The sequence below is a fragment of the Streptacidiphilus monticola genome, assembly GCF_042658505.1.
In the GTDB taxonomy this organism is placed as follows: Bacteria; Actinomycetota; Actinomycetes; order Streptomycetales; family Streptomycetaceae; genus Streptacidiphilus; species Streptacidiphilus monticola.
The window spans coordinates 40983-64431 of the sequence record NZ_JBHSQJ010000005.1 but is presented as its reverse complement, the minus strand read 5'-3'; the positions used below and the strand labels follow the sequence as shown (position 1 = coordinate 64431).

The 23449-nt window shown below is 71.4% G+C and carries 16 protein-coding genes; 6 read left to right on the top strand and 10 right to left on the bottom strand.

Annotation, left to right across the window (positions count from 1 at the left end; translation table 11 throughout):
* Nucleotides 1-29: 29 nt before the first annotated feature.
* From pflA to ACFP3V_RS01460, 4 genes are all read right to left on the bottom strand, one after another.
* Complete coding sequence (pflA, locus tag ACFP3V_RS01475) at nt 30-749, bottom strand: pyruvate formate-lyase-activating protein (RefSeq protein WP_380578777.1); 720 nt, start codon at nt 747-749, stop codon at nt 30-32.
* 216 nt (nt 750-965) lie between these two features.
* Nucleotides 966-3233, bottom strand: a complete 2268-nt coding sequence (gene pflB, locus ACFP3V_RS01470; protein ID WP_380578759.1) for a formate C-acetyltransferase — start codon at nt 3231-3233, stop codon at nt 966-968.
* A gap of 97 nt (nt 3234-3330) precedes the next feature.
* Nucleotides 3331-5991 (bottom strand): bifunctional acetaldehyde-CoA/alcohol dehydrogenase, encoded by a 2661-nt coding sequence (gene adhE, locus ACFP3V_RS01465; RefSeq protein WP_380578757.1) that lies wholly within the window; start codon nt 5989-5991, stop codon nt 3331-3333.
* 461 nt (nt 5992-6452) lie between these two features.
* Complete coding sequence (locus tag ACFP3V_RS01460) at nt 6453-7205, bottom strand: ribosome hibernation promotion factor (RefSeq protein WP_380578755.1); 753 nt, start codon at nt 7203-7205, stop codon at nt 6453-6455.
* Between the two features lie 201 nt (nt 7206-7406).
* Between ACFP3V_RS01460 and ACFP3V_RS01455 the strand changes: the two genes are divergently transcribed.
* Nucleotides 7407-8390 (top strand): Acg family FMN-binding oxidoreductase, encoded by a 984-nt coding sequence (locus ACFP3V_RS01455; protein ID WP_380578753.1) that lies wholly within the window; start codon nt 7407-7409, stop codon nt 8388-8390.
* A 542-nt stretch (nt 8391-8932) separates the two neighbouring features.
* Here ACFP3V_RS01455 and ACFP3V_RS01450 read toward each other — a convergent pair.
* Both ACFP3V_RS01450 and ACFP3V_RS01445 read right to left on the bottom strand, forming a co-directional pair.
* Nucleotides 8933-9373 carry a hypothetical protein gene (locus ACFP3V_RS01450; protein WP_380578751.1) on the bottom strand — a complete coding sequence of 147 codons (441 nt, stop codon included), beginning with the start codon at nt 9371-9373 and terminating at the stop codon, nt 8933-8935.
* 88 nt (nt 9374-9461) lie between these two features.
* Nucleotides 9462-9749, bottom strand: a complete 288-nt coding sequence (locus ACFP3V_RS01445) for a DUF5808 domain-containing protein (RefSeq protein ID WP_380578749.1) — start codon at nt 9747-9749, stop codon at nt 9462-9464.
* A gap of 208 nt (nt 9750-9957) precedes the next feature.
* On the opposite strand from ACFP3V_RS01445, the gene adhP reads away from it, so the two are divergent.
* Nucleotides 9958-10971, top strand: coding sequence for an alcohol dehydrogenase AdhP (adhP, locus tag ACFP3V_RS01440; RefSeq protein WP_380578747.1), 1014 nt, complete (start codon nt 9958-9960; stop codon nt 10969-10971).
* Between the two features lie 970 nt (nt 10972-11941).
* Here adhP and ACFP3V_RS01435 read toward each other — a convergent pair.
* Nucleotides 11942-13150, bottom strand: a complete 1209-nt coding sequence (locus ACFP3V_RS01435; protein WP_380578745.1) for a globin domain-containing protein — start codon at nt 13148-13150, stop codon at nt 11942-11944.
* A gap of 341 nt (nt 13151-13491) precedes the next feature.
* On the opposite strand from ACFP3V_RS01435, the gene ACFP3V_RS01430 reads away from it, so the two are divergent.
* On the top strand, nt 13492-13968 hold the full coding sequence (locus ACFP3V_RS01430; protein WP_380578775.1) for a pyridoxamine 5'-phosphate oxidase family protein: 477 nt from the start codon (nt 13492-13494) through the stop codon (nt 13966-13968).
* Between the two features lie 104 nt (nt 13969-14072).
* Here ACFP3V_RS01430 and ACFP3V_RS01425 read toward each other — a convergent pair whose 3' ends face one another.
* From ACFP3V_RS01425 to ACFP3V_RS01415, 3 genes are all read right to left on the bottom strand, one after another.
* Nucleotides 14073-15815, bottom strand: a complete 1743-nt coding sequence (locus ACFP3V_RS01425; RefSeq protein WP_380578743.1) for a sensor histidine kinase — start codon at nt 15813-15815, stop codon at nt 14073-14075.
* Nucleotides 15816-15946: 131 nt separating this feature from the next.
* Nucleotides 15947-17164, bottom strand: a complete 1218-nt coding sequence (locus ACFP3V_RS01420; protein WP_380578741.1) for an arginine deiminase — start codon at nt 17162-17164, stop codon at nt 15947-15949.
* A gap of 29 nt (nt 17165-17193) precedes the next feature.
* Nucleotides 17194-18552 carry an amino acid permease gene (locus ACFP3V_RS01415; protein ID WP_380578739.1) on the bottom strand — a complete coding sequence of 453 codons (1359 nt, stop codon included), beginning with the start codon at nt 18550-18552 and terminating at the stop codon, nt 17194-17196.
* 336 nt (nt 18553-18888) lie between these two features.
* On the opposite strand from ACFP3V_RS01415, the gene argF reads away from it, so the two are divergent.
* The 3 genes from argF (at nt 18889) to ACFP3V_RS01400 (ending at nt 23131) form a co-directional block, all read left to right on the top strand.
* Nucleotides 18889-19890, top strand: coding sequence for an ornithine carbamoyltransferase (gene argF, locus ACFP3V_RS01410; RefSeq protein WP_380578737.1), 1002 nt, complete (start codon nt 18889-18891; stop codon nt 19888-19890).
* A gap of 11 nt (nt 19891-19901) precedes the next feature.
* On the top strand, nt 19902-20885 hold the full coding sequence (locus ACFP3V_RS01405; protein WP_380578735.1) for a carbamate kinase: 984 nt from the start codon (nt 19902-19904) through the stop codon (nt 20883-20885).
* 281 nt (nt 20886-21166) lie between these two features.
* Nucleotides 21167-23131, top strand: a complete 1965-nt coding sequence (locus ACFP3V_RS01400) for an NHL repeat-containing protein (RefSeq protein ID WP_380578733.1) — start codon at nt 21167-21169, stop codon at nt 23129-23131.
* Nucleotides 23132-23449: the final 318 nt, after the last annotated feature.

Here is a 23449-nt window from a genome sequence, read left to right as displayed (position 1 = left end):
GATCCCTTGGCCGCATGCCAGGTGTCGCCTCAGAGGGCGTGGAGGCCGTGGGCGGTGAAGGCGGCGCGGGCGGCGGCGAGTTGGTTGCGGGTGGGGGTGGGTGTGTCGGCGAGGGTGAAGTCCAGGCCGAGGGCGCGCCACTTGGCGGCGCCGAGCTTGTGGAAGGGCAGGACATCGACGCGGGTGACATTGCCCAGGGAGGCGGTGAACGCGGCGACGCCTTCGACGTTGTCCGCCTGGTCGGTCAGGCCCGGGACGAGGACGAAGCGGACCCAGACCTCCTTGCCGAGATCGGCCAGGCGGCGCGCGAAGTCGAGGGTGGGCGCGAGGTGACGCCCCGTCAGGTGCCGGTACAGCGACCGGTCCCAGGACTTGATGTCCAGCAGCACCAGGTCGGTGTCGGCGAGCAGGGCGTCGGTGGCGCGGGCGCCGAGGAAACCGGAGGTGTCCAGCGCGGTGTGCAGGCCGAGTTCGTGCTTGAACCGGTGCAGGAGTTCGCCGCAGAAGACCGGCTGCAGCAGGGGCTCGCCCCCGCTGATGGTAGCGCCGCCGCCTGCGGTGCGGATGAACGGGGCGCAGTTGGCGGCTTCGCGAAGGATCTCGTCTGCCGAGGTGCGTCGGCCGTCGCGCATGTGCCAGGTGTCGGGGTTGTGGCAGTACCGGCAGCGAAGGGGGCAGCCGGCGAGGAAGGTGACGAAGCGCGTCCCGGGGCCGTCCACGCCGGTGGACAGGTCCCAGGAGTGGACCATACCGCTGGCCGGCCGACCGGTGCGGGCGGCGGCCGGGGTGGCCGGCAGCGTCGTCGCGGACTGGACGGCAGGGGCGGTGCAGTCGCCGGTGAACGTGCAGGGGTGCGGGGCCGGTGACAGTGGGGGTGAAGGGACAGGGTCGGCCATGGCAGGTCCTTTGGGTCGGCGTGTGCCGGCGCACTGTGCGGTGCGCCGGCACACCTACCTTGTGTACGCCTACAGGGCGTCGTGGAAGGTGCGGCTGATCACGTCGAGTTGCTGCTCGCGGGTGAGGCGGACGAAGTTGACGGCGTAGCCGCTGACGCGGATGGTCAGCTGCGGGTAGTTCTCCGGGTGCTCCATGGCGTCCAGGAGGGTGTCGCGGTCCAGGACGTTGACGTTCATGTGGAAGCCGTGGCAGGTGATGTAGCCGTCCAGGACGCCGACAAGGTTGGTGACCCGCTCCTGGTCGGTGCGGCCGAGCGCGTCGGGGGTGATGGTGTTGGTGAGGGAGATGCCGTCCTCGGCGCTGGCGTAGGGCAGCTTGGCCACCGACAGGGCGCTGGCGATGTAGCCGTGGCGGTCGCGGCCGTTCATGGGGTTGGCGCCGGGGGAGAACGGCTCGCCGGCGCGGCGGCCGTCCGGGGTGGCGCCGGTCTTCTTGCCGTAGACCACGTTGGAGGTGATGGTGAGCACTGACTGGGTGTGCTCGGCGCCGCGGTAGGTCGGATGGCGGCGCACCTTCGCCATGAACGTCTCGACCAGCCACACCGCGATCTTGTCGGCGCGGTCGTCGTTGTTGCCGTAGGCGGGGTAGTCGCCCTCGATCGCGTAGTCGACGGCCAGGCCGGTCTCGTCGCGGACCGGGGAGACCCGGGCGTACTTGATGGCCGACAGGGAGTCGGCCGCGACGGCCAGGCCCGCGATGCCGCAGGCCATGGTGCGGCGCACGTCGCGGTCGTGCAGGGCCATCTCCAGGCGCTCGTACGCGTACTTGTCGTGCATGTAGTGGATGACGTCGAGGGCGTGGACGTACGTCTCGGCGAGCCAGTCCAGTTGCCGGTCGAGCCGGGCGAGGACCTGGTCGTAGTCGAGGACGTCGCCGGTGACGGGTTCGGTCGCCGTTCCGACCTGGGCGCCGCTGCGCTCGTCGCGGCCGCCGTTGATCGCGTAGAGCAGGGCCTTGGCGAGGTTGACCCGGGCGCCGAAGAACTGCATCTGCTTGCCCACCGCCATTGCGGACACGCAGCAGGCGATGGCGGTGTCGTCGCCGAAGCGGGGCCGCATCAGCTCGTCCGACTCGTACTGCACGCTGGAGGTGTCGATGGACACCTTGGCGCAGAACTCCTTGAAGCCCTGGGGGAGTCGGGGCGACCACAGGACGGTCATGTTCGGCTCGGGGGCCGGGCCGAGGTTGTACAGGGTCTGCAGGTAGCGGAACGACGTCCGGGTCACCAGCGGGCGTGCGTCGGCGCCGATGCCGCCGATCGACTCGGTGACCCAGGTCGGGTCACCGGAGAACAGTTCGTCGTACTCCGGGGTGCGCAGGAAACGGACGATGCGCAGCTTGATGACGAAGTCGTCGACCAACTCCTGCGCCTGCTGCTCCGTCAGCAGGCCGGTCTCGATGTCGCGTTGCAGGTAGATGTCGAGGAAGGTGGAGGTGCGCCCCAGGGACATGGCAGCACCGTTCTGCTCCTTCACCGCGGCCAGGTAGGCCAGGTAGAGCCACTGGACGGCCTCCTGCGCGGTGGCGGCCGGACGGGAGACGTCGTGGCCGTAGCTTGCGGCCATCTGCTTGAGTTCGCCCAACGCCCGGATCTGCTCGGCCAGTTCCTCACGCAGCCGGATGACCTCCTCCAGCTGCTCGGGCCGGCGGGGCAGCGGGTCCAGTTCGGCCTTCTCGGCCCGCTTGACCTCGATCAGGCGGTCCACCCCGTACAGCGGGACACGGCGGTAGTCGCCGATGATCCGTCCGCGGCCGTAGGCGTCGGGCAGGCCGGTGATGATGCCCGCCTTGCGGGCGGCGAGGATCTGGGGGGTGTAGGTGTCGAACACGCCGTCGTTGTGGGTCTTGCGGTAGCTGGTGAAGACCTTCTCCAGCTCCGGGGGGACGGGGTAGCCGTAGGTCCGCAGCGCCCCGGAGACCATCCGCCAGCCACCGAATGGCATGATCGCCCGCTTGAGGGGGGCGTCCGTCTGCAGGCCGACGATCAGTTCGCGGTCGCGGTCGATCCAGCCGGGCTGGTGCGCGGTGATGCTCGACGGGACGTCGTACGCGACGTCGTACACGCCCCGCTCCCGCTCCTCGGGGAAGAGGGCGGTGATCTTCTGCCACACGGCTGTGGTGCGGTCGGTGGGGCCGGTCAGGAAGGAGCCGTCGCCCTCGTAGGGGGTGTAGTTGTGCTGGATGAAGTCCCGGACGTCGACGGTGTCGCGCCACAGGCCGCCCTTGAAGCCGGTCCACGCGCTCCGGCCGGTCGTCTCGGTCCGCTCGATGGTCATTGTGGTGCTCCCTCTCGGTGCTGTCGGCACCGTGGTCGTGTGAAGTCCGGGTGGTGCGGGGAGGGGCCGGGCGAGCTCCGCCCGGGCCGTGGGGCGCTTAGCTCGGGTCGCCGTAGTAGGCCTGCCGCATCAGTTGCTGCATGTCCGCGAGCATGGGCAGCCGGGGGTTGGCGGGGGCGCACTGGTCCTCGTAGGCGTTCATCGCCTGCTGCGGCAGCGCGGCCAGGAACGCGGTCTCCTCGACGCCGGCCTCCTTGAAGGAGCTGGGGATGCCGGCCCGGTCCCGCAGCTCCTCCACGGCTCGGGCCAGGGATTCCACGCCCTGCTCGGGGGTGTCGGCGGGCAGGCCCAGCATCCGGGCGATGGCCTGGTACCGCTCGGGGGCGACGTAGTGGGTGTACTTGGGCCAGCTGGTCACCTTGCCCGGAGCGGCGCCGTTGTAGCGGATGACGTGGGGCAGCAGCAGCGCGTTGGTGCGGCCGTGGGCGACGTGGAAGGTCGCCCCGAGCGTGTGGGCCATGGCGTGGACGACGCCGAGGAAGGCCGAACCGAAGGCCATGCCGGCGATGGTGCCGGCGTTGTGCATCCGCTCCCGCGCGACCGGGTCGTCGGGGCCGTTGTGCACGGCCTGTTCGAGGTTCTCGAAGATCAGCCGGATGCCCTGCATCGCCAGGCCGTCGGTGAAGTCGTTGGCGTAGACCGACACGTAGGTCTCGATGCAGTGGGTCAGGGCGTCGAAGCCGGAGTCGGCGGTGACGTCCTTGGGCAGACGCATGGTCAGCGCCGGGTCGACGATCGCGACGCTCGGGGTGAACGCGTAGTCGGCGAGGGGGAACTTCTGCCCGTTGGCGGTGTCGGTGATGACCGCGAACGGGGTGACTTCCGAGCCGGTGCCCGAGGTGGTCGGGATGCACACCAGCTTGGCCTTCTCGCCCAGGTCGGGGAAGGTGAAGGCGCGCTTGCGGATGTCGAAGAACTTCTCCTTCAGGTCGGCGAAGTCCACCTCGGGGTGTTCGTACAGCAGCCACATGACCTTGGCCGCGTCCATCGGCGAGCCGCCGCCCAGGGCGATGATCGTGTCCGGCTGGAAGTCCCGCATCAGTTCGGCGCCCCGGCGCACGGTGTCGATGCTCGGGTTGGGCTCGACGAAGTCCACCACGCGGACCTCGACCGGATCACGGCGCCGGTCCAGAACTTTGCGGACCCGCTCCAGGTGGCCGATCTCCACCATCGTGCGGTCGGTGACGACCACGACCCGGTAGGCGCTGGGCATACTCGCCAGGTAGCGGATGGAGTTGCGTTCGAAGTAGATCTTCGGGGGCACCTTGAACCACTGCATGTTGGTGTTGCGCCGACCGATCCGCTTGATGTTGACGAGGTTCAGCGCCGAGACGTTGCCGGAGACGGAGTTGTGTCCGTAGCTGCCGCAGCCGAGCGTGAGCGAGGGCATGAACGCGTTGTAGACGTCGCCGATGCCGCCCTGGGAGCTGGGTGCGTTCCAGATGATGCGGCATGCCTTGACGGCGTGGCCGAACTCCTCGGCGAACGCGGCGTCCTCGGTGTGGACCGCGGCCGAGTGGCCCAGACCGTTGAACTCCACCATGGCGGCGGCGAGTTCAATCCCTTCCCGGCGGGAGTCGGCGGTGAGCACGGCCAGCACCGGGCACAGCTTCTCCCGGGTCAGCGGCTCCGCCGGCCCTACCCCGGCGGCGTCCACGAGGATGATCGAGGTGTCAGCGGGCACCTCGAACCCCGCGGCCTGCGCGATCTGTACCGCGGACCGGCCCACCACCTGCGGGTTGAGCCGGTCCCCTGCGCACGAGACGCCATCCCCGGCACCGAACAGGTGGCGCTCCAGCAGTGCCTTCTCGTCCGCGGTGGCGTGGTGGGCCTTGAGCCGACGGAACTGTGCAAGCGCCGTGTCGCGGATCTGCGCGTCCAGGATGACGGCTTGCTCGGAGGCGCAGATCATGCCGTTGTCGAAGGTCTTCGACAAGACGATGTCGTTGACGGCGCGCCGCAGGTCGGCGGTGCGCTCGATGTAGGCCGGGACGTTGCCGGCGCCGACCCCCAACGCGGGCTTGCCGCAGCTGTAGGCGGCGCGGACCATCGCGTTGCCGCCGGTCGCCAAGATGGTGGCGACGTCAGGGTGGTGCATCAGCGCGGTGGTGGCCTCCATCGACGGCTGGTCGATCCACTGGATGCAGTGCGCGGGGGCGCCGGCCGCCACGGCCGCGTCGCGGACGATCCGCGCCGCCTCGGCCGAGCAGTGCTGCGCTGCGGGATGGAATGCGAACACGACCGGGTTGCGGGTCTTCAGCGCCAGCAGGCACTTGAAGATCGTGGTGGAGGTGGGGTTGGTGACCGGCGTGATCCCGGCGACGACGCCGACGGGTTCGGCGATCTCGACGATGCCGTCGATCTCGTCCCGGCGGATCACCCCGACCGTCTTGGTCCGGGCCATCACGTGCGTGACGTTCTCGCAGGCGAAGACGTTCTTCACGGCCTTGTCCTCGAACAGGCCCCGGCCGGTCTCCTCTACCGCGAGCGCGGCCAGATGGGTGTGACGGGCCAGAGCGGCCAGCGAGGCCTTCTTCACGATCCGGTCGACCTGCTCCTGCGTGAAGTCGGCGTACTCGCCCAGCGCGGTGACCGCCCGGGTGACCAGCGCGTCGACACAGGATGCGGTGTCCGTCGCCGCACCGGGCTCGGCGCCCGGCGGTTCCAGTGTCTCCTCGGTCGGCCGACGGCGGGTCATGGGACCACCTTTCGAGTCGTCATGGTGGGCTCGTGCGGGATGCACGTTCCGACGTCCTCAGGCTCTCGCCCCAGCCCCCTTGGGGCGGCGGCCAGTTGGGGCACCCGTGCGGGCCGAAGGTCCCGACGTGAGAGTGACCGAGGGGCGTGGCCCGGCCCGATCCCGGCGACGGATGCCTCGGCCAGGACGTTTCGAGGAGCTCCTGCTATCGGGGCGGCCCGAAGCCCGAGCGCCAACGGCCGTTCCCGGCCCCCTGCGGGAGTGATGCACCGTCAGGTTCAGGGCCGGCAAGGGCAGCACCGGGCTGGACGCGGTGAACGTGAGCCCCCACGGCCAGGCTGGCAGATGCCGGCCTGGCGCTGCACGCCCGGTGCGCGAGCGCCCCCAAGCGCCGGCAGCGCGCCGCCCGCGTGCCACGAGGTGCGGCGCGCGGGCGGTGAGAGACCAACGGGGTGCGCAGGTCAGGAGCCGGGTCGGATGACGCCGTAGTTGCCGTCGTGGCGGTGGTAGAGGACCGAGCCGCGCCCGGTGGCCGGGTCGATGAAGAAGACGAAGGGCAGCGCCGCGACCTCCAGCCGCTGCACCGCCTGAGCAAGCGTCAACTCCGGTGCGGGCGTGTGGCTCTCGATGACTGCGTCGGGAATGTCCGGGGGGTTCGCGTGCCCGGTGCGCTCGATGCGGTAGCCGGCCGGGTCCGCGTGGGACAGCAGGCAATCAGCTCCGGTCGACTCCTCCTTGAACAGGTAGAAGTCGAAGTCCATCGCCTCCAACTCCTCCAGCGCGTCGGCCACGGACTGCGGCGGCAGCGGGAAGGACTTGCGGCGCACGATCTGCCGCTCCTCCACCGGGCGGCTGCCCTGGACCCGGCGGCCCCCGGCCCGGTGGCCGTGGCCGGCCCTGCGGTCGCTCAGGCGGCTCAAACGGGCAGCCAGGCGGTCCTTGAGCAGGTCGACCGCCTCGGTGAGGGTCGCGGCGGTCACCTGCGCGCGCACCGGGCGGCCGCCGACGTCCACCGTCGCTTCGGCACGGACCGGGCGCACCACCGAGGGATGCGGATCCTGGGTGAGCTTCACCTGGACCTGCGGCACGGGCCCGTGCAGCTGCTCGACGACCGGTGCGAGCTTGTCGCGGGCGTACTGCGCCACCTCGGCGGAGATCCCGCCGCGCAGCCGCACCAGGACCTCGACGCCGGGCCGCACCTGGGTGGAGTTCATCTGTCCTCCTTGATCAGCTTCCTGCATGATCGGCCTGCTGAGCTTGCTCGAGGCGATGCCTGAGCAGTGATCACACTCGTCCTGCGCCGTCGCACCGCTGAAGGGCCGAACGGCCCTGTCCTGCGGCCGTTGGCCCCTGCTGCCAGGTGCCGTGCCAGGTGGACGCTGGAAGCACAACCGCCCCCAGGAGGGAGGCCCGCCATGCCCGCCCCGCTCGATGACCGGTCGGTCCAGGAGATCGTCAAAGACGCGTCCTTCGCGCCGTCCATGCACAACGCGCAGCCATGGCGCTTCGCTTACGACCGGGCAGCCCGCGTCTTCGAGCTGTGGCCCGACCTGGAACGGGCCATGGCCCATGCCGACCGCCACAACCGGGCGCTGCACATCGGTTGCGGCGCAGCCCTGTTCAACCTTCGCGTCGCCGCCGCGCACCGCGGCTGGTGCCCGGACACGGTGATCCTGCCCCAGCCGGAGGACCAGCGGCTGCTCGCCCGAGTCCGCCTCTACGAAGAACTCACCGCGCCGCAGGACCTGGCGGAACTGCACCCCGTGCTCTATCGCCGCCACACCAGCCGCGACCCCTTCGAGGACCGGCGAATCCCGCAGGCCCTGCGGGACGAACTGTGCCGGGCCGCCGCCGAAGAGGGGGCGCAGATGACCTTCCCCAGCCCGTGGCACGTCCAGTCGATCATCGGCCTGGTCCAGGACGCCGAGGCCCACGACATTCTGGAACACGACCCCGACCTGACCCGCTGGACCTACCCGGACGCACACGGACCAGCAGAGGGCATACCCGAGTACGCCTTCGGCCCACGCAAGCACATCGGCCGCGCACCGGTGCGTGACTTCGCCGGCCGACGCCTGATCTCCGGCCGACCGGCAGCCGACTTCGAGCCCCACCCGCAACTGGCGCTCCTGACCACCCGGCAGGACCGGGTCCAGGACTGGATCCGCGCCGGCCAGGCACTTGAACGCGTCCTGCTGCTCGCCACGCTGCGGGGCCTGGCCACGTCTCTGACCTCGCACGCCCTGGAGGCCCCGGAACTGCGCTGGCTGGTCCGCGACCCCCAGGCACCGCCGGGGCACGTGCAAATGGTCCTGCGCCTCGGCTACGGCCCGTCCGGACGGCCCACCCCTCGCCGCCCGGTCGGCGAAATCCTGATCATCTCCGGACGGCCCCACTGACGGCCCCAGTGGCCGGACGCAGCACCGCAGCCCTGTGCGTGTTGGGCGGAGCGTGGCCGGGCGCCCCCTTCGGCCGAGGAGGAGAGCAGCTCTGCGGGGGCGCACGTCCCGGCCCGGCCGCGGCGCCAACTGTGCCCCGCAGACGGCGCGTTGGCAGCGCGTCTTGCTGGCGGCCGAGCGCCCGTGAGTGAGAGGATCCCGCCCGGTGGGGGTGCGCTGTCCTGTGGTGAGGTGTGCGTGTCTTCCAGTTCCCTGCCTGCCTTCGAAGCGCCGAAAGGTCGTTGGACGGCTGGCGCCGTGGCCACCCCGGTGCGTGAGCTGCGGCGCGGCGACTGGATCAGCCGGGACGGCTGCGCATACCAGATCGTGGACCTGCGGCTGCGGCTGCGGCTGCGCCTGGACGGCGGCCGCGGACGACGGATGGCTACCGGAGCGGCCGCCGGAGGGGGCCGTCGGGTGACGGCCCGGCTCACGTCCGGTCCGGCCGGGCCTGCCGGTTCCGTCGGAGGCGGAATTCCCGGGCGCTCTCCCGGCCGCTCCGGTCAGTTCCAGGTAGACGGGTGACCGGGCTCGGGCAGCTGCGGCTCGAACGGCTTCAGGGTGACCCGCTGGAAGCGTCGGCGCACCGTACACACCAGACCGACTGCCCGCACCAGACCCGGCAGCAGGCCGGCGGCGCACAGGAAGCCCAGGGCCGGCAGGTCGCTGGCGCCGTGCCAGCCGAGGACCCCGTAGCGGTGCTCCACGAAGCCGTCGTAGCAGAGCCAGAACACCGGCCCCACCACCAGCCCCGCGGCCACGTCCCGGGCCCAGCAGGCGGCGTAGCCCGCCGCGATGCACAGCAGCGCGAGCGACAGGCCGCCCTCGCGTCCGTGCAGCAAAGACGCGAGGGCGATGCCTGCGCACAGGGCGGTGGCGAAGGCCACGCCGAGCTGTAGCGACGCGGGCAGTACCGGCCGCGGGTGGGCGAGAATACGGATCACCCGTCCATCCCACCCGCGTTCCGGCCGCCGCAGGCGAACCTTGACGTCTTCCTGACGCTGCCGGCCCGGAACTGAACGCCTTCTTAGCTCAGTCCGGTGGGTAGAACCGCCCCGCCACGCGGGCCAGGTTCACCCCATAGCCGATGCCGAAAGCGTGCGGGGTGAACAGCGCGGGGTTGTCCGGTGCCCAGAACTCGGCACGCAGACGCTCGGCGGTCGGCGGACGGAAGTCGTAGGGCAGGCCGACGATCCGGCCGTGCCACGTGCGTTCAGCGGCCGGCCGCGCCAGTTCCTTCGCCACGGCCGCGCCCACGAGCGCGACGGCGGTGAGCAGGAGGGCGCGGTTCAGTGCGTTCCCGTGAGTACGTGAGGCCATACCCCGACGCTACGTACTGGGCACGACGTGGGACAGGGCCGGATGGCCCTGTCCCTGCGGGGGCCTGTGGAAGCGGACCCACGCCGCGTGCGGTTCCTTGGGCCACATGGTCGGGGGAGCAGGGCCGCTCGGCCCAAGCCCGGGCGCCGCGTGGGTTGTTGGGATGGGAACGACGAACCACCATCGGAACGAACCGAGGAGAGCTGCGATGAAGGCTGCCGTCGTCCGTGACTTCACAGCCCCGCTGACCATCGAGGACCGCCCGCTGCCGGAGCCCGGTGCGCACCAGGTGCGCGTCCGGATCGAGGCATGCGGGCTGTGCCACACCGACATCCACGCTGCCCGCGGCGACTGGCCGGTCAAGCCCACCCCGCCCTTCGTGCCGGGTCACGAGGGCGTCGGAATCGTCGACGCCGTTGGCCCCGAGGTGCGGCACGTCCAGGTGGGCGAGCGGGTCGCGATCCCGTGGTTGGCGGACGCCTGCGGCCGCTGCGATTACTGCGTCACCGGCTGGGAGACCCTCTGCCTGCGCCAGCACAACAGCGGATACTCCGTCGACGGCGGCTATGCCGAGTACGCGCTCGCGCACGGCGACTACGTGGTCCCCGTCCCGGACGCGCTCGATCCTTTGGATGCCGCTCCGCTCACCTGTGCGGGGGTGACCACCTACAAGGCGGTCAAGGTCTCCGGTGCCCGCCCGGGCGCACGTGTGCTGGTCTCCGGCATCGGCGGTCTCGGTCACCTGGCGCTGCAGTATGCGCGGATCGCCGGCGCCGAGACCGTTGCCGTGGATGTCACCGATGAGAAGCTGGCGCTGGCCCGTGAGCTCGGCGCCGACCACGTCATCGACGCCCGCACCCAGGATGTGGTCGCCGAGACGCACAAGCTCGGTGGCGCGGACGCAGCGATCTCGCTCGCCGTGAGCAACGCGTCCTTCCAGGCCGCCTACGGCGCGCTGCGGCGCGGCGGCACGCTGGTGCTGGTCGCCCTGCCCGCCGAGGGCAGGCTGGAACTGCCGGTCTTCGACACGGTGCTGAACGGCACCAAGGTGATCGGTTCGATCGTCGGCACCCGCCAGGACCTCGCCGAGGTGTTCCGGCTGCACCGGCTCGGACGTACCCGTGTGATCCGGGAGAGCCGCCAACTGGAGGAGGTCAATGCCTGCTTCGACGAGGTGCTGGCCGGCAAGGTGTCGGCCCGCCTTGTCTTCGACCTGCGCTGAGAACTGCCCGCGCGTTCGAGGCCACCGGGGGACCGACGTTCGGCGCCGCCACGGTGCCATGCTCGCCGGAAGCAGTGTTTCGGCGTGCGCGGGATCAGTTGGTGGTGAGGTGCCGCAGGCAGGCCGATGGCCCGACGCGGCCCGAGTCGCGAACCGCTTCTGCGATGCCGGCGGCCGCGATGCCCGCGTCAGCCGGCGTGCCGGCGGATCCACTCGACGGCGAGGGCCCCGAAGCCGCAGGCCCACCAGTACGTAGCTGCCGCTCTCGATGGGCTCAGGCGCCAGAAGTGGGCGAAGAGGCCGGCATGCGGCCGGCTGGGTGTCATGCCGTGCGGCCAGCCAGGCGAACTGGCCGCTGGAGGTGACGCCGTCCCGGCGGGCCTGCTGGACCAGGTCCAGAATCTGCCCGCCTTTGGTGCTTGTCCGCTGCCCGTCGGAGTTTGGAGCCACGTGGCGGCGGCTCGAGTACCGCCCTTAGCCCGGACGCGGCCACCTCGGTCTCGTCGCCCCCGGCTCCGCGCTCGTCCCCGGCCTGCTGCACTGGACCCAGGACCGCCTCAGCGGGCCAATTCGCGCAACGGCTGCCACTGAAAGCCTGGCAAGTCGTCCTTGTGACAGCTGGGTTGGCGCAGTTGCGTCAGGCGCATCTCCGCCACCGCCGCAGGCCACCCGTCTGTGACGCGCTCATGAAACCCTTAGGTCGGCTCCCGCGGAATCCCCCCGGACGCCGCGGGAGCACCCCACGCCCACGCGCTACCGGCCGAACCGAACCTGCGGCTCACCGCTGCCTTTGCCGCCTGCAGACAGCCGGTCGGGGACACGGCGACCGGCCCTGCCACGTCTGCCGGCTCAGGCCCAGTCGCCGACCGCGGGCAGAGCCGGGGCCGCGTTCGCGGCCTCAACTGTTGTGGCGGGTGCGCGGGGCGGCCAGGTGGTGCGCTTGGCCCCGAGGGGACGGGGTGGTTGTTGGTCAGGCGGTCGCGTCGGGCAGCCACAGGTCGGGGCCGAAGACCTCGTAGTGGATCCGCTCGGCGGGAACGCCTGCGTGTCGGAACTGGGCGCGGACGGCTCGCAGAAACGGCAGCGGCCCGCACAGGTAGACCTGGGCGCGCGCGGGCAGGGCCAGCTCGCTCAGGTCCATCAGCCCGACCTTGGCGTCAGGTTCCTCGGCGCCGGGGTGCTCGTACCAGAACTGGACTGCCGCGTTGGGCAGTTGGGTGACCAGCTGGCGGGTCTCGGCCCGCAGGGCGTGGTCGGCGGGGGAGCGGTCCGCGTGCAGTGTCAGCACCCTGCGCGTGGAACCGGTGGCGGCCAGGTGGTCCAGCATGCCGACGATGGGGGTGCAGCCGATTCCAGCCGAGGCAAGCACGAGCGGCTGGTCCGTCTCGTCCAGGACGACGTCCCCGAAGGGCGCGGACAACACGAGGGTGTCGCCGTCGCGGACGGCCGTGTGCAGCAGGTGGGACACCTCTCCGTCGGGGCCGCTCTCGCCGGTGACCCGCTTGACCGTGATGCGGCGCAGGTCGGTGTCGCTGCCGGGGTCGCTGGAGAGGCTGTACTGGCGCAACTGGTGGATGCCGTCGGGCATGCGCAGCCGCACACTGACGTACTGTCCGGCGCGGGCGCGCGGGGCGGGGCGGCCGTCTGCGGGGCGCAGCAGGAAGGAGATGGTGTTGGGGGTCTCCTGGCGGCGCTCGACGACCTGCCAGGGGCGCCAGGTGTCGCCGGGAGTGACGTCGGCGGCCTGGTACAGACGCGCCTCGCGGGCGATGAGGGCGGCGGCCATCTGCCAGTACACCTCGTCCCAGGCCGCGGCGACCTCGGGGGTCACCGCCTCGCCGAGCACTTCGGCTATCGCGGAGAAGAGGTACTTGTGGACGATCGTGTACTGCTCCTCGGTGACGCCGACGGCGGCGTGCTTGTGTGCGATGCGGGCCAGCAGCGCGTCGGGTGCGGCCAGGGGGTCGTGCACCAGGGCGCCGGCGTAGGCGGCGATGGAGCCGGCCAGGGCCTGGCGCTGTGCTCCGCTGGCCTGGTTGCCGCGGTTGAACATGCCGTCGAGCAGTTCGGGTCGGTCGGCGAACATCGTGGCGTAGAAGCGGCTCGTGATCTCATCGAGGTGCGCGCCCACGACGGGCAGGGTGGCGCGGATGACGGCAGCCGATTCAGCGGAGAGCATGGCAGCTCCAAAGGGAACAGGGGTTTGAGTGGGAGAGGACCGAAGTGGCGCTGGCGCGCGCTCGGCCGTCACTGGTTTAGCAGGCGAGGACACCCTTTCGGAGCAGCGAGGAGCCTCCGGGGGCTGATCGGGGTCCAAGGGCCCCCGAGGCGGGGACCTGTGGCCCCATGGCGTCCCCTGAGGTGGGTCCGACCGGCTTCGTCGGCAGGGACCGCTGGGCGGATACGCCTCGGGGGACAAAAGCCGTGGAGCCGGGCGCTTGGCGGCAGGGCAGGGCCGGTCGTGACATAGGGACCATCGGCCCTAGGCAGCCGACCGGCGCTCATGCGTTCATGGGCCTCATGCACATCACGACACCTTCCACCGGTCCGGCACACAGCTCTGCGGGCAGCGCGGCGCAGCCGAGTGCCGCTTCGGCTGGTGCGTCCTCGCGTGTGGGGGAGCTGTCCCGGGAGGAGGCGTGGCGGTTGCTCGGCAGCGTGTCGTACGGCCGAGTGGTGTTCAGCCATCGCGCGTTGCCGGCGATCCGGCCGGTGAACCACCTGGTCGACGACGGATGCGTCGTGATTCGCACGCACCGTGGGGCGGCGCTGCTGGGGCCGGCGCAGGACAGGGCGGTGGTGGCCTACGAGGCGGACGCGCTGGATCCGGTCGCGCGGTCGGGGTGGAGCGTGGTGGTCACCGGCGTGGCCACGCTGGTGACCGACCCCGAGGAACTACGCCGCTACCAGGAGGCGCTGCAGCCGTGGATGGGTGGCGAGATGGAGCACGTGGTCCGCATCCGTGCGGATCTGGTCACCGGCTACCGCCTCGGGTGATCGGCTGAGTGCCCTCGCCTCCCGACCGATCAGCCGGCACCGGTCCCGCAAGGGGCGCCGACATCGGTCCTGTCGTCCCGCGCCTGATCGCCGCCGGGCGCTGACTATGCCGTGGAGGGCAGGGGAGCGGCCCACTCCACACGGGTGCCGCTGGGGTGGTTGCGGTGGGTCGCGAACGTGCCGCCGCGTTGCTCGGCGCGGGTGCGCAGATTGTCGAGCCCGCTGCGTCGGGTGCTGCCGGGATCGATCCCCCGGCCGTTGTCGGTGACCTGCAGACGGACCGTGTCGGCGGTGACGTCCACGGTGACGTCGACGGCCGTGGCGTGGGCGTGGCGGGCGGCGTTGGACAGCGCTTCGCGCAGCACTGCCAGGAGGTCGTCGGCCAGGTCGTCGGGGACGAGGGTGTCGAGGAGCCCGGTCATCCGCAGTGCGGGGGTGCAGCCGAGGCCCTCGGCGGCCTGGTCGGTCTCGGCCAGGAGCCGGGCCCGCAGTGTGGTCGCGGCAGATTCGCGGTCGCGCTGGTGCAGGGAGTAGATGGTGCCGCGGATGGTCTTGATGGTCTCGTCGAGGTCGTCCACGACGCGCTGGACCCGTTGGGCGGCCTCGGGGCGGTCGGCGATGCGGCCGAGCACGGCCTGCAGGCTCAGGCCGGAGGCGAACAGTCGCTGGATGGCGAGGTCGTGGAGGTCGCGGGCGATCCGGTCGCGGTCGTCCATGACGAGCAACTGCTCGGCTTCGCGCCGGTGTTCGGCGAGCTGCAGGGCCAGGGCGGCCTGCCCGGCGAAGCCGGCGATCATTTCCAGCACGGTGTCGGTGAACGGCTGTCCCTCGGGGTGGCGTGCTACGTGGAGCACGCCGCGGACGGCGCCGCCGGTGCCCAGGGGGACGAAGAAGCCCGGGCCCAGCTCGACCACGGAGGCGCTGCCGCCCTCGGCGCGGGGGTCGCTGGACAGCCGGTCGCTGGTGATGGGCTCCCCGCTGCGGAAGACCTTGGCCGCCAGTGTGCCGTCGCTCAGGGCCAGGCCCTGGACGGCGGCGGCGTGCGGTCCGGCGGCGGCCTCGACCACCAGGTCCTCCGTGCCGCGCACCGGGACCGCGAGGGTGGCCAGGTCGGCGTCCGCGATGGTCCGGACGGTCTCGACCAGGGTGTGCAGCACCTGCGGGGTGTCGGTGCCGGAGAGCAGGGAGCGGGTGAGGTCCACGCTCGCGGCCAGCCACTGCTGGCGGCGCCGCGCGTCCTCGTACAGGCGGGCGTTGTCGATGGCGACACCGGCAGCCGCGGCGAGGGTGCGCAGCACCGTCTCGTCGTCCGCGTCGAAGTCGGCGCCGCCGTGCTTGTCGGTGAGGTAGAGGTTGCCGAAGACCTGGTCCCGGATGCGGACCGGGGCGCCGAGGAAGGTGCGCATCGGCGGGTGGCCGGGCGGGAACCCGGAGGAGGCGGGGTGCTCGCCCAGGTTGGTCAGCCGCAGCGGTCGGGGTTCGCGGATCAGCAGGCCCAGGATGCCTTCGCCGCGCGGGTAGTGGCCGATGCGGGCGATGGTCTCCTCGTCCATGCCGACGGTGATGAACTGGCGGATGGTGCCTTCCTCGCCGAGAACGCCCAATGCGCCGTACCGTGCGTCGACCAGGTCGACCGCAGACTGGACGATCCGCCGCAGCACGGTCTCCAGGTCCAGCTCGGAGCCGATGGCCAGCACCGCCTCCAGCAGGGTCTGCACCCGGTCGCGGGTGTCGCGCACCCGCTGCACCTGCGCGTGCAACTCGTCGAGCAGCGCGTCCAGGCGCAACTGCGGGACCCCGCCGGTGCGCTCACCGCCAGGGACAGAGGTGCCCTCGCTGCCGCCCATGCACGCCCTTCCCTGTGATCCACCTGCCTCTTACCGAGGAGTATGCCTGATCGGGAGGGGTGCGCGGCAGAGCGGGGTGCCCGGCAGGCGACGCCGAGGGCGCGGCCCGCCGAGCGGGTACTGACGGCTCGTCAGGTCGCGTCGCGCTGGATGGGGCACGTCATGCAGCGCGGCCCGCCGCGGCCGCGGCCCAGCTCCCCGCCGGCGATCGGGATGACCTTGATGCCCTGGTCGTTGAGGTAGGTGTTGGTGGTGGTGTTGCGTTCGTAGCCGACGACCAGGCCCGGGGCGAGGGCGAGGAAGTTGTTGCCGTCGTCCCACTGCTCGCGCTCGGCGGCGCGGGGGTCCAGCGGCGCACTGAGCATGCGGACGCTGTCGGCGCCCAGGGCGTCGGCGAGGGCGGTCTCGAGGCTGTCGTTCTCGCGGACGTCGAACCCGGCCGGGCGGTCGGAGGCGGGGGTCAGCGTCCACGACCGAAGCGGCGGCAGGCCGGGGTAGCGGGCGAACGCCTCGCGGTCGACCATGGTCAGCACCGTGTCCAGGTGCATGAACGCGCGGCTGGCCGGGAGCTGCACCGCCAGGACGCGGCGGATGTTCCCAGCGTCGAACAGGCGCTGGGCGAGCAGTTCCACGGCCTGGGGGCTGGTGCGTTCCCCCATGCCGATCATCACCGCGTCGGGGCCAAGGACGTGGACGTCGCCGCCTTCGACGGTGGCGGGGCCGGTCATCGTGGTCCCGTCGAGCAGCGGGGGGCGAGTGCCGGCGTACAGGGGGTGGAAGCGGTGGATGGCCGCGCTGTGCACGGTCTCCCGGCGCCGGGCCGCCTTGGCCATGGGGTTGATCGAGACCCGGTTCCCGATCCAGCAGGAGTTGTCACGCTGGAAGAGGTGGTTGGGCAGCGGGGTGAGCGCGAAGTCCTCGTCGGTGAGGGTGTTCCAGACCAGGCTGTGGGCGCTCTTGGGGTGCAGGTCGTGCTTGAGGACGCCGCCGATCAGGTAGGTGGCCAAGGTGGTGCTCTCGGCGATCGCGCAGCGCTCGCGCAGAGGCCGCACCAGGGCCGGGCCGACGGTCTGCGGGGTGACGATCCGGTCGAGGACCCACTGGCGGGCCTCGGGGATGTCCAGCGTCTGCGCGAGCAGGTCGACGAAGTAGTGGACACGGACGCCGTGGTCGCGCAGCACCTGGGCGAAGGCGTCGTGCTCGCGGCGGGCGCGTTCGGCCCACAGGATGTCGTCGAACAGGAGGGAGTCGACGTTGCGCGGGGTCAGCCGGGACAGTTCCAGGCCCGGGCGGTGCAGGACGACCTGACGCAGGGTGCCGACCTCGGAGTCGACGCGGAGGGTGGACATGGCTGGTACTCCTGGGAGGTGACGGTGGCTCAGGCGGCGGGCTGTTCGGGCAGGTCGCTGCCCGCAGGGCGCAGCGGCACCGGCCCGGGCAGGGCGTTCTCCCCGTATTCGCCACGGTGCTGCTTGAGCCAGATGTAGACGGGCACGCCGAGCAGGACCGCGAACAGGCCGTAGTAGACGGTCTGGTAGCCGCTGCCCTGGATCGACCAGTAGGAGAACGCGAGGGCGAGGCCGGCGACGACCAGGTCGCGGGCGAGTCGGCCCGGGGCGAGCTCGCGCCGGTGGGTGAGCAGCCAGTACAGCTGCGCGGCGGCGGAGAACAGGTAAGGGATGGCGGCGGTGAGCACGCTGAGCAGGACGATCGCGGTGAACACGTGGGTGAAGTTGCTGTAGGCGGCGATGGTGATCGCCGAGGCCAGGACGGTGGAGGAGAGGATGCCGAACACGGGGACGTCGCGGTGCCTGCGGGCGAAGGCCTGCGGGAACAGGCCGTCGCGGGCGGCGGCGTCCGGCATCTCCGCGCAGATCATGGTCCAGCCGCCGAGCGCGCCGATGCCGGAGACGATCGCGGCGACGGCGACCAGGTTGCCGGCCCAGGTCCCGCCGGCCATGGCGTTGGCGGCGTCGGTGAACGGCGCAGTGGAGGTGAGGAGTTGGGCGTGGGGAACGGCGCCGAAGACGGCGAGGGTGCCCAGGAGGTAGACGGCGGCGCAGGCCAGGGTGCCGTAGACGGTGGCACGGGGAACGTTGCGCTCGGGATTGCGGACGCGTCCGGCGGCCACCGAGGCGGTCTCCAGGCCGATGTAGCTGAACAGGGCGATGGCCGCGGCGGCCGAGACGGCGCCGAGGGGGGAAGTGCCGGAGGCGTTGAACGGCCCGAAGTTGTGCGGGTGCAGGAAGAGCAGGCCGAGGGTGGCCATGAGGATCAACGGCACGAACTTCAGGACTGTGGTGGCGATCTGGAAGGCGCCCATGGACTTGAGGCCGGCCAGGTTCACCACCGCCGGAATCCACAGCCCCGCCAGCGCGATCGCAGCGGAGATCCACTTGTGGTGGCCGGTGTTGACGAAGACCTCGACGTAGCCGACCCAGGCAACGGCGATGGCGGCGTTGCCGGCCCACGCCGTGATCCAGTACGACCAGGCGTTGAGGAAACCGGCGAACTCGCCGAAGGCCTCCCGCGCGTAGACGTACGGCCCGCCGCTGCCGCGCACGCGCTGCGACAGCCTTCCGAAGGTCAGCGCCAGCGCCAGCGCGCCCACGGTGACGGCGACGAACGCGACAAGCGAGATCGGGCCGTACGGCGCGAGCACCGAGGGAAGCGCGAACACCCCGGTGCCGATGATGCTGCCCACGATGAGCGCGGTGGCGGTAGGCAGGCCGAACATCGAGGCACCGGCCGGACGTTGATCCTGAGGCGGGCGAGCGCGGAACACGGGAGCTCCTGAGAGTGGTGGTGCACGGAGACGGACGCACTGATCCTGGTGCGCCGCCGCGCAGCCGGGCGGGGGCCGAAAGTCCCCTTCCGGGGGCCGGACGGTCCCGGCCACCGAGGGTCAGGACGCACGGCTCGGCGGTCAGGGCCGAAGGTCCCCCCTGCACGGGACGTTCGCGGCCCAGTCCCCGCACCGCGAGGCAGGCACAGTGCTGTTGACCCCCTCCCGCGGTCCGGGCAAACGACTGAGCCGCCGCCGGACCTGACCCTCGTCTGCCTTGGAGTCCCGATGGCGTTCAACATGCTGGGCCGCAGCTTCCTGAAGGAACTCGACTTCACCGCCCAGGAGTTCACCTTCCTCCTGGACCTGGCCGCCCAACTGAAGGCGGCCCGGTACGCCGGCACCGAGCAGCAGCGGCTGACCGGCCGGAACATCGCGCTGATCTTCGAGAAGATCTCCACCCGCACCCGCTGCGCCTTCGAGACGGCGGCGCACCAGCAGGGCGCGCACACCACCTACCTGGACCCGGCCGGAAGCCAGTTCGGCCACAAGGAGTCGCTGCGTGACACCGCCCGCGTCCTGGGCCGGATGTTCGATGCCATCGAGTACCGCGGCACCGCACAGGACCGCGTCGAAGACCTGGCGACCTACTCCGGCGTGCCCGTGTACAACGGCCTGACCGACCAGTGGCACCCCACCCAGATGCTCGCCGACATGCTCACCATGCGCGAGCACAGCGACAAGCCGCTGCACCAGGTCTCCTTCGCCTATCTGGGGGACGCCCGCAACAACACCGCCAATTCCCTCCTTGTCACCGCGGCGCTGCTGGGCATGGACGTGCGCATGGTCGCCCCCCAATCCCTGTGGAACGACGACGAGACGACGGCCACAGCCCGCCTCCTGGCCGACCGCTCAGGCGCCCGGATCGCCCATACCGAGGACGTCGAAGAAGGCGTGGCCGGCGTCGACTTCCTCTACACGGACGTGTGGCTGTCCATGGGCGAGCCCGAGCAGCTGTGGGCCGAACGCGTCGAGCAGTTGCGCCCGTTCCAGGTCAATGAGGCCGTGCTGAAGGCGACCGGGAACCCGCGGGTCAAGTTCCTGCACTGCCTGCCCGCCTTGCACGACCGCGCCACCGACCTCGGCCAGAAGATCCACGCACTCACGGGCCTGGATGCCCTGGAGGTCACCGACGAGGTCTTCGAATCCGACCACTCCCTCGTCTTCGACCAGGCCGAGAACCGGCTCCACACCATCAAGGCCGTCCTCGTCGCCACCCTCGGACGGTAAGGACCCTCACCATGCGCATCGTCGTCGCCCTCGGGGGCAACGCGCTGCTGCCCCGCGGCAGCAGCCCCGACGCCGCCCCACACGCCCTCCAGGTCCAGCACGCAGCGGCAGCGCTCGCCCCGCTCGCCCGCGAACACGAACTCGTCATCACCCACGGCAACGGCCCGCAGGTCGGGCTTCTGGCGATGGAGAGCGCAGCCGACCCCGCACTGACGCGGCCCTATCCCTTCGACGTCCTCGGCGCCGAAACCCAGGGCATGATCGGCTACTGGCTTACCCAGGCCCTGCACAACACCCGGCCCGGCCGTCCGATCGGCTGCCTGCTCAACCAGACCCTCATCGACCCCCGGGATCCGGCCTTCGGCCACCCCACCAAGTTCGTCGGCCCCGTCTACACCCGGGACCAGGCCCAGCACCTCGCCACCGACCGCGGCTGGGCCATCGCCCCCGACGGCGACCGGTGGCGCCGGTTGGTCCCCTCACCCGAGCCCCACGGCATCGTGGAGGCCGACCTCATCACCACCCTCCTGGACGCCGGCACGATCATCGTGTGCGCGGGAGGCGGCGGCATCCCCGTCGTCCAACAGCCCGACGGCACCTTGCACGGCGTCGAGGCCGTCGTCGACAAGGACCTGACGGCCGCACTGCTTGCCGAACAGGTGAAGGCCGACCTCCTGCTGATCCTCACCGACGTGCCCTGCATCCAGCTCGACCACGGAACCGCGCATGCCCGCCCCATCCGGGCCACGACCCCGTCCCGTCTTCGCGCCGGCCACTTCCCCGCCGGATCCATGGGGCCGAAGGCCGAGGCCGCGGCCCGATTCGTCGAGCGCACCGGAGCGGCCGCGGCAATCGGCGCTCTCGATGACGTCACCGGGATCCTCCTGGGTACCACCGGCACCCGCGTTCACCCGGACACCGTGCCAACTCCTCGAGCGGAACACGCGCGAGCCGCAGCCGTCCGCGTGCCCGCGACACGTGCACGAGCCACGTGAGTGGCGCTCCCGCAGGTGACGTCCGACGCCTTCGGCTGTGTGTGCCGCCTCCGGCCTGACGGGGGCCGGTGGGGTGTGCACTGCCGACGTTCCTGGGTGCCGTCGCCTCACGCGTCAGTTGACGGTGTGTCAGTGGAGGCGGCCGTGCCCCCAGGATCCGGCCACGCCAGGGGGCCCCACATTCAGACGAGGGAGAACGTCGGCTGAACCATTGAGGTGATCTTCGCTCGGTACAACGAGTCCGTTCAGCGGGTGAGCTGCAGGTGGGTGACAGTTCCTTCATGCGTCGACGTCATCAGCTGCTCCTGGTCGCGACCGTCCTCACCTGCATGGCCGCGGGAGGGATCCCGAACGCCGGCGGATCGGAGCGACACCCCACCCTGCTCACCCAGGACGGCGTCGTGCGCAGCGGCACGACGCCCCTGCCGAGCATGCAGGTCGCCCTGCTGGAGGCGGGCACCCGTTCGGGCGGGCACCCGCGGGTCCTGGCCCGCGGCTGCACGGGCGTGGACGGGAGGTTCCACCTGAGGTACCGCCGGCCTACCGAGCCCGGGGCGACCTTGTATCTGACCGCTGATGGCGGAGCGGGCCTGCGGCTCGCCGCCGCACTGGGCGTCACCGCCGCGGGGGACATCGTGGTCAACGAGCGCACGACGGTGGCCGCCGGGTACTCGTTCGCACAGTTCATGCGTGGTGGGGAGGTTGCCGGCGAAAGCCCTGGCGTGCCGAACGCCGCCGCGATCTCCCACAACATGGCCGACGTCCGCACCGGCAGCGTGGCGCCGCTCCTGGGCGCGCCGCCGAACGGGGCGCAGACCTCGACGCTGGCCGCGTTCAACACCCTGGCCGACCTGCTCGCGGTCTGTGCGCGTGGCCGTGGCTGCGACGCCCTGCTGCGCCTGGCCCAGCCGCCCGGCGGGCCGCGGCCCGCGGACAGTTTCCAAGCCGTCGCCGACATCGCCCGCGCTCCGGGCAACCATGTGGCGGCATTGTTCGCGCTGGCCCGGACCGAGGTGGTGTACCGGCCGGTCCTTCGCGCCGCCCCCGACGCGTGGACGCTGGCTCTGCGGTACGACGGCAACGGTCACGAGGTCAACGGCCCCGGCAACATCGCTTTCGACGCTGCCGGCAACGCCTGGGTCAGCAACAACTATCGGTACGCGCTCAACCCCCTGCACACGGTCTGCGGCGGACGTTCCGTCCTCGCCCTCTCGCCCACCGGTGCGGATCTTCCGGGCGCGCCGTATCCGGGCGGCGGACTCTACGGGCCCGGGTTCGGCATCGCGGTCGACCGCTCAGGACGCGCCTGGGTCTCCAACTTCGGCTTCCAGGGCAAGGGATGCCCGGTGGATCCGAGCCAGCACGATCACTCCTTCTCGGCATTCGCCGCCGACGGGCGCGCGCTGTCACCTGCGACCGGCTGGCGGTTCGGTGACATCAGTCAGCCGCAGGGCACCGTGGCCGACCGGGCGGGCAACATCTGGATCGCGAACTGCGGCAACCGCAGTGTCACCCGCATCCCCGACGGGCACCCGGCGGCCGCGCGTAACCTCCCACTCGCCGGCACCGGCCTGGTCAAGCCCTTCGACATCGCCATCGACGCGCAGGGCCGGGCCTGGGTGACCGGCAACGGCAGCGACAACGTGGTCGAGCTCGCGCCGAACGGCCGGCCGCTGCGCACGGTCACCCCACCGGGGCTGCACCGGCCGCTGGGAATCGCCTCGGACACCGAGGGGAACCTGTGGGTCGCGGACAACCAGGTCCTGCCGGTGCCCTGTGAGGGCAATACAACGGCTGACCTGGCGGCGGCGCTGCACAAGTCCCCCGGCGGCGGCCGACGTCCCGGCGTCGTCATGATCCGGCCCAACGGGACACCAGCGCCCGCGCCGTTCACCAACGGCGGGTTGGTCCTGCCGTGGGGTGTGGCAATCGACGGGGACGACCACGTGTGGGTGGCGAACTTCGGTGGCCAGCGGCTCGCGGAGCTGTGCGGCGCGCGCGTTTCCTCGTGCCCACCGGGCTACCGGACCGGGCAGCCCATCTCCCCGCCCGCGACGGGCTACGGCAGCGATGGACTGGTCCGGAACACGGGCGTGCAGATCGATCCCTCGGGCAACGTGTGGCTGGCCAACAACTGGAAGACCGTCCCGATCCAGACCAACCCCGGCGGCCACCAGCTCGTCGTCTTCGTCGGCGTCGCCGCGCCGGTGCGCACGCCACTCGCCGGACCTCCGCAGCGGCCCTGACCGGGAACTGCCCGCGACGGGGGCACCTGCCCGGGCCATGCGGCAAAAGCGCCCGGCGACGTGTGCGCGCAGCGGGACGCGGCGGAGGAGCCGCGGAGGGGTGGACGCGGTGGCGGTTGCGCCTCGCATCGTCCGGCCACCGAACAGCCCCAACGCCTGCTGCCGACGCCGGCGGTCCACCGCGAGCTCGCTCACCCACGTTCATGGCGATCGCCGTCGTCCGCGTGACCCAGCGAACCGGCGGCCCCCGACCGACTCCTGGCGTAGCCGCGTCCGCAAGCGGCTCAAATCACCCCGAAAGCCCTTCCGCGGTAGGGG

What these genes read in the sequence shown, in the direction of transcription:
- pflA (WP_380578777.1), bottom strand. Translation starts at nt 749, where the DNA reads ATGGTCCACTCCTGGGACCTGTCCACCGGCGTGGACGGCCCCGGGACG.
- pflB (WP_380578759.1), bottom strand. Translation starts at nt 3,233, where the DNA reads ATGACCATCGAGCGGACCGAGACGACCGGCCGGAGCGCGTGGACCGGC.
- adhE (WP_380578757.1), bottom strand. Translation starts at nt 5,991, where the DNA reads ATGACCCGCCGTCGGCCGACCGAGGAGACACTGGAACCGCCGGGCGCC.
- ACFP3V_RS01460 (WP_380578755.1), bottom strand. Translation starts at nt 7,205, where the DNA reads ATGAACTCCACCCAGGTGCGGCCCGGCGTCGAGGTCCTGGTGCGGCTG.
- ACFP3V_RS01455 (WP_380578753.1), top strand. Translation starts at nt 7,407, where the DNA reads ATGCCCGCCCCGCTCGATGACCGGTCGGTCCAGGAGATCGTCAAAGAC.
- ACFP3V_RS01445 (WP_380578749.1), bottom strand. Translation starts at nt 9,749, where the DNA reads ATGGCCTCACGTACTCACGGGAACGCACTGAACCGCGCCCTCCTGCTC.
- adhP (WP_380578747.1), top strand. Translation starts at nt 9,958, where the DNA reads ATGAAGGCTGCCGTCGTCCGTGACTTCACAGCCCCGCTGACCATCGAG.
- ACFP3V_RS01435 (WP_380578745.1), bottom strand. Translation starts at nt 13,150, where the DNA reads ATGCTCTCCGCTGAATCGGCTGCCGTCATCCGCGCCACCCTGCCCGTC.
- ACFP3V_RS01430 (WP_380578775.1), top strand. Translation starts at nt 13,492, where the DNA reads ATGCACATCACGACACCTTCCACCGGTCCGGCACACAGCTCTGCGGGC.
- ACFP3V_RS01425 (WP_380578743.1), bottom strand. Translation starts at nt 15,815, where the DNA reads ATGGGCGGCAGCGAGGGCACCTCTGTCCCTGGCGGTGAGCGCACCGGC.
- ACFP3V_RS01420 (WP_380578741.1), bottom strand. Translation starts at nt 17,164, where the DNA reads ATGTCCACCCTCCGCGTCGACTCCGAGGTCGGCACCCTGCGTCAGGTC.
- ACFP3V_RS01415 (WP_380578739.1), bottom strand. Translation starts at nt 18,552, where the DNA reads ATGTTCGGCCTGCCTACCGCCACCGCGCTCATCGTGGGCAGCATCATC.
- argF (WP_380578737.1), top strand. Translation starts at nt 18,889, where the DNA reads ATGGCGTTCAACATGCTGGGCCGCAGCTTCCTGAAGGAACTCGACTTC.
- ACFP3V_RS01405 (WP_380578735.1), top strand. Translation starts at nt 19,902, where the DNA reads ATGCGCATCGTCGTCGCCCTCGGGGGCAACGCGCTGCTGCCCCGCGGC.
- ACFP3V_RS01400 (WP_380578733.1), top strand. Translation starts at nt 21,167, where the DNA reads ATGCGTCGACGTCATCAGCTGCTCCTGGTCGCGACCGTCCTCACCTGC.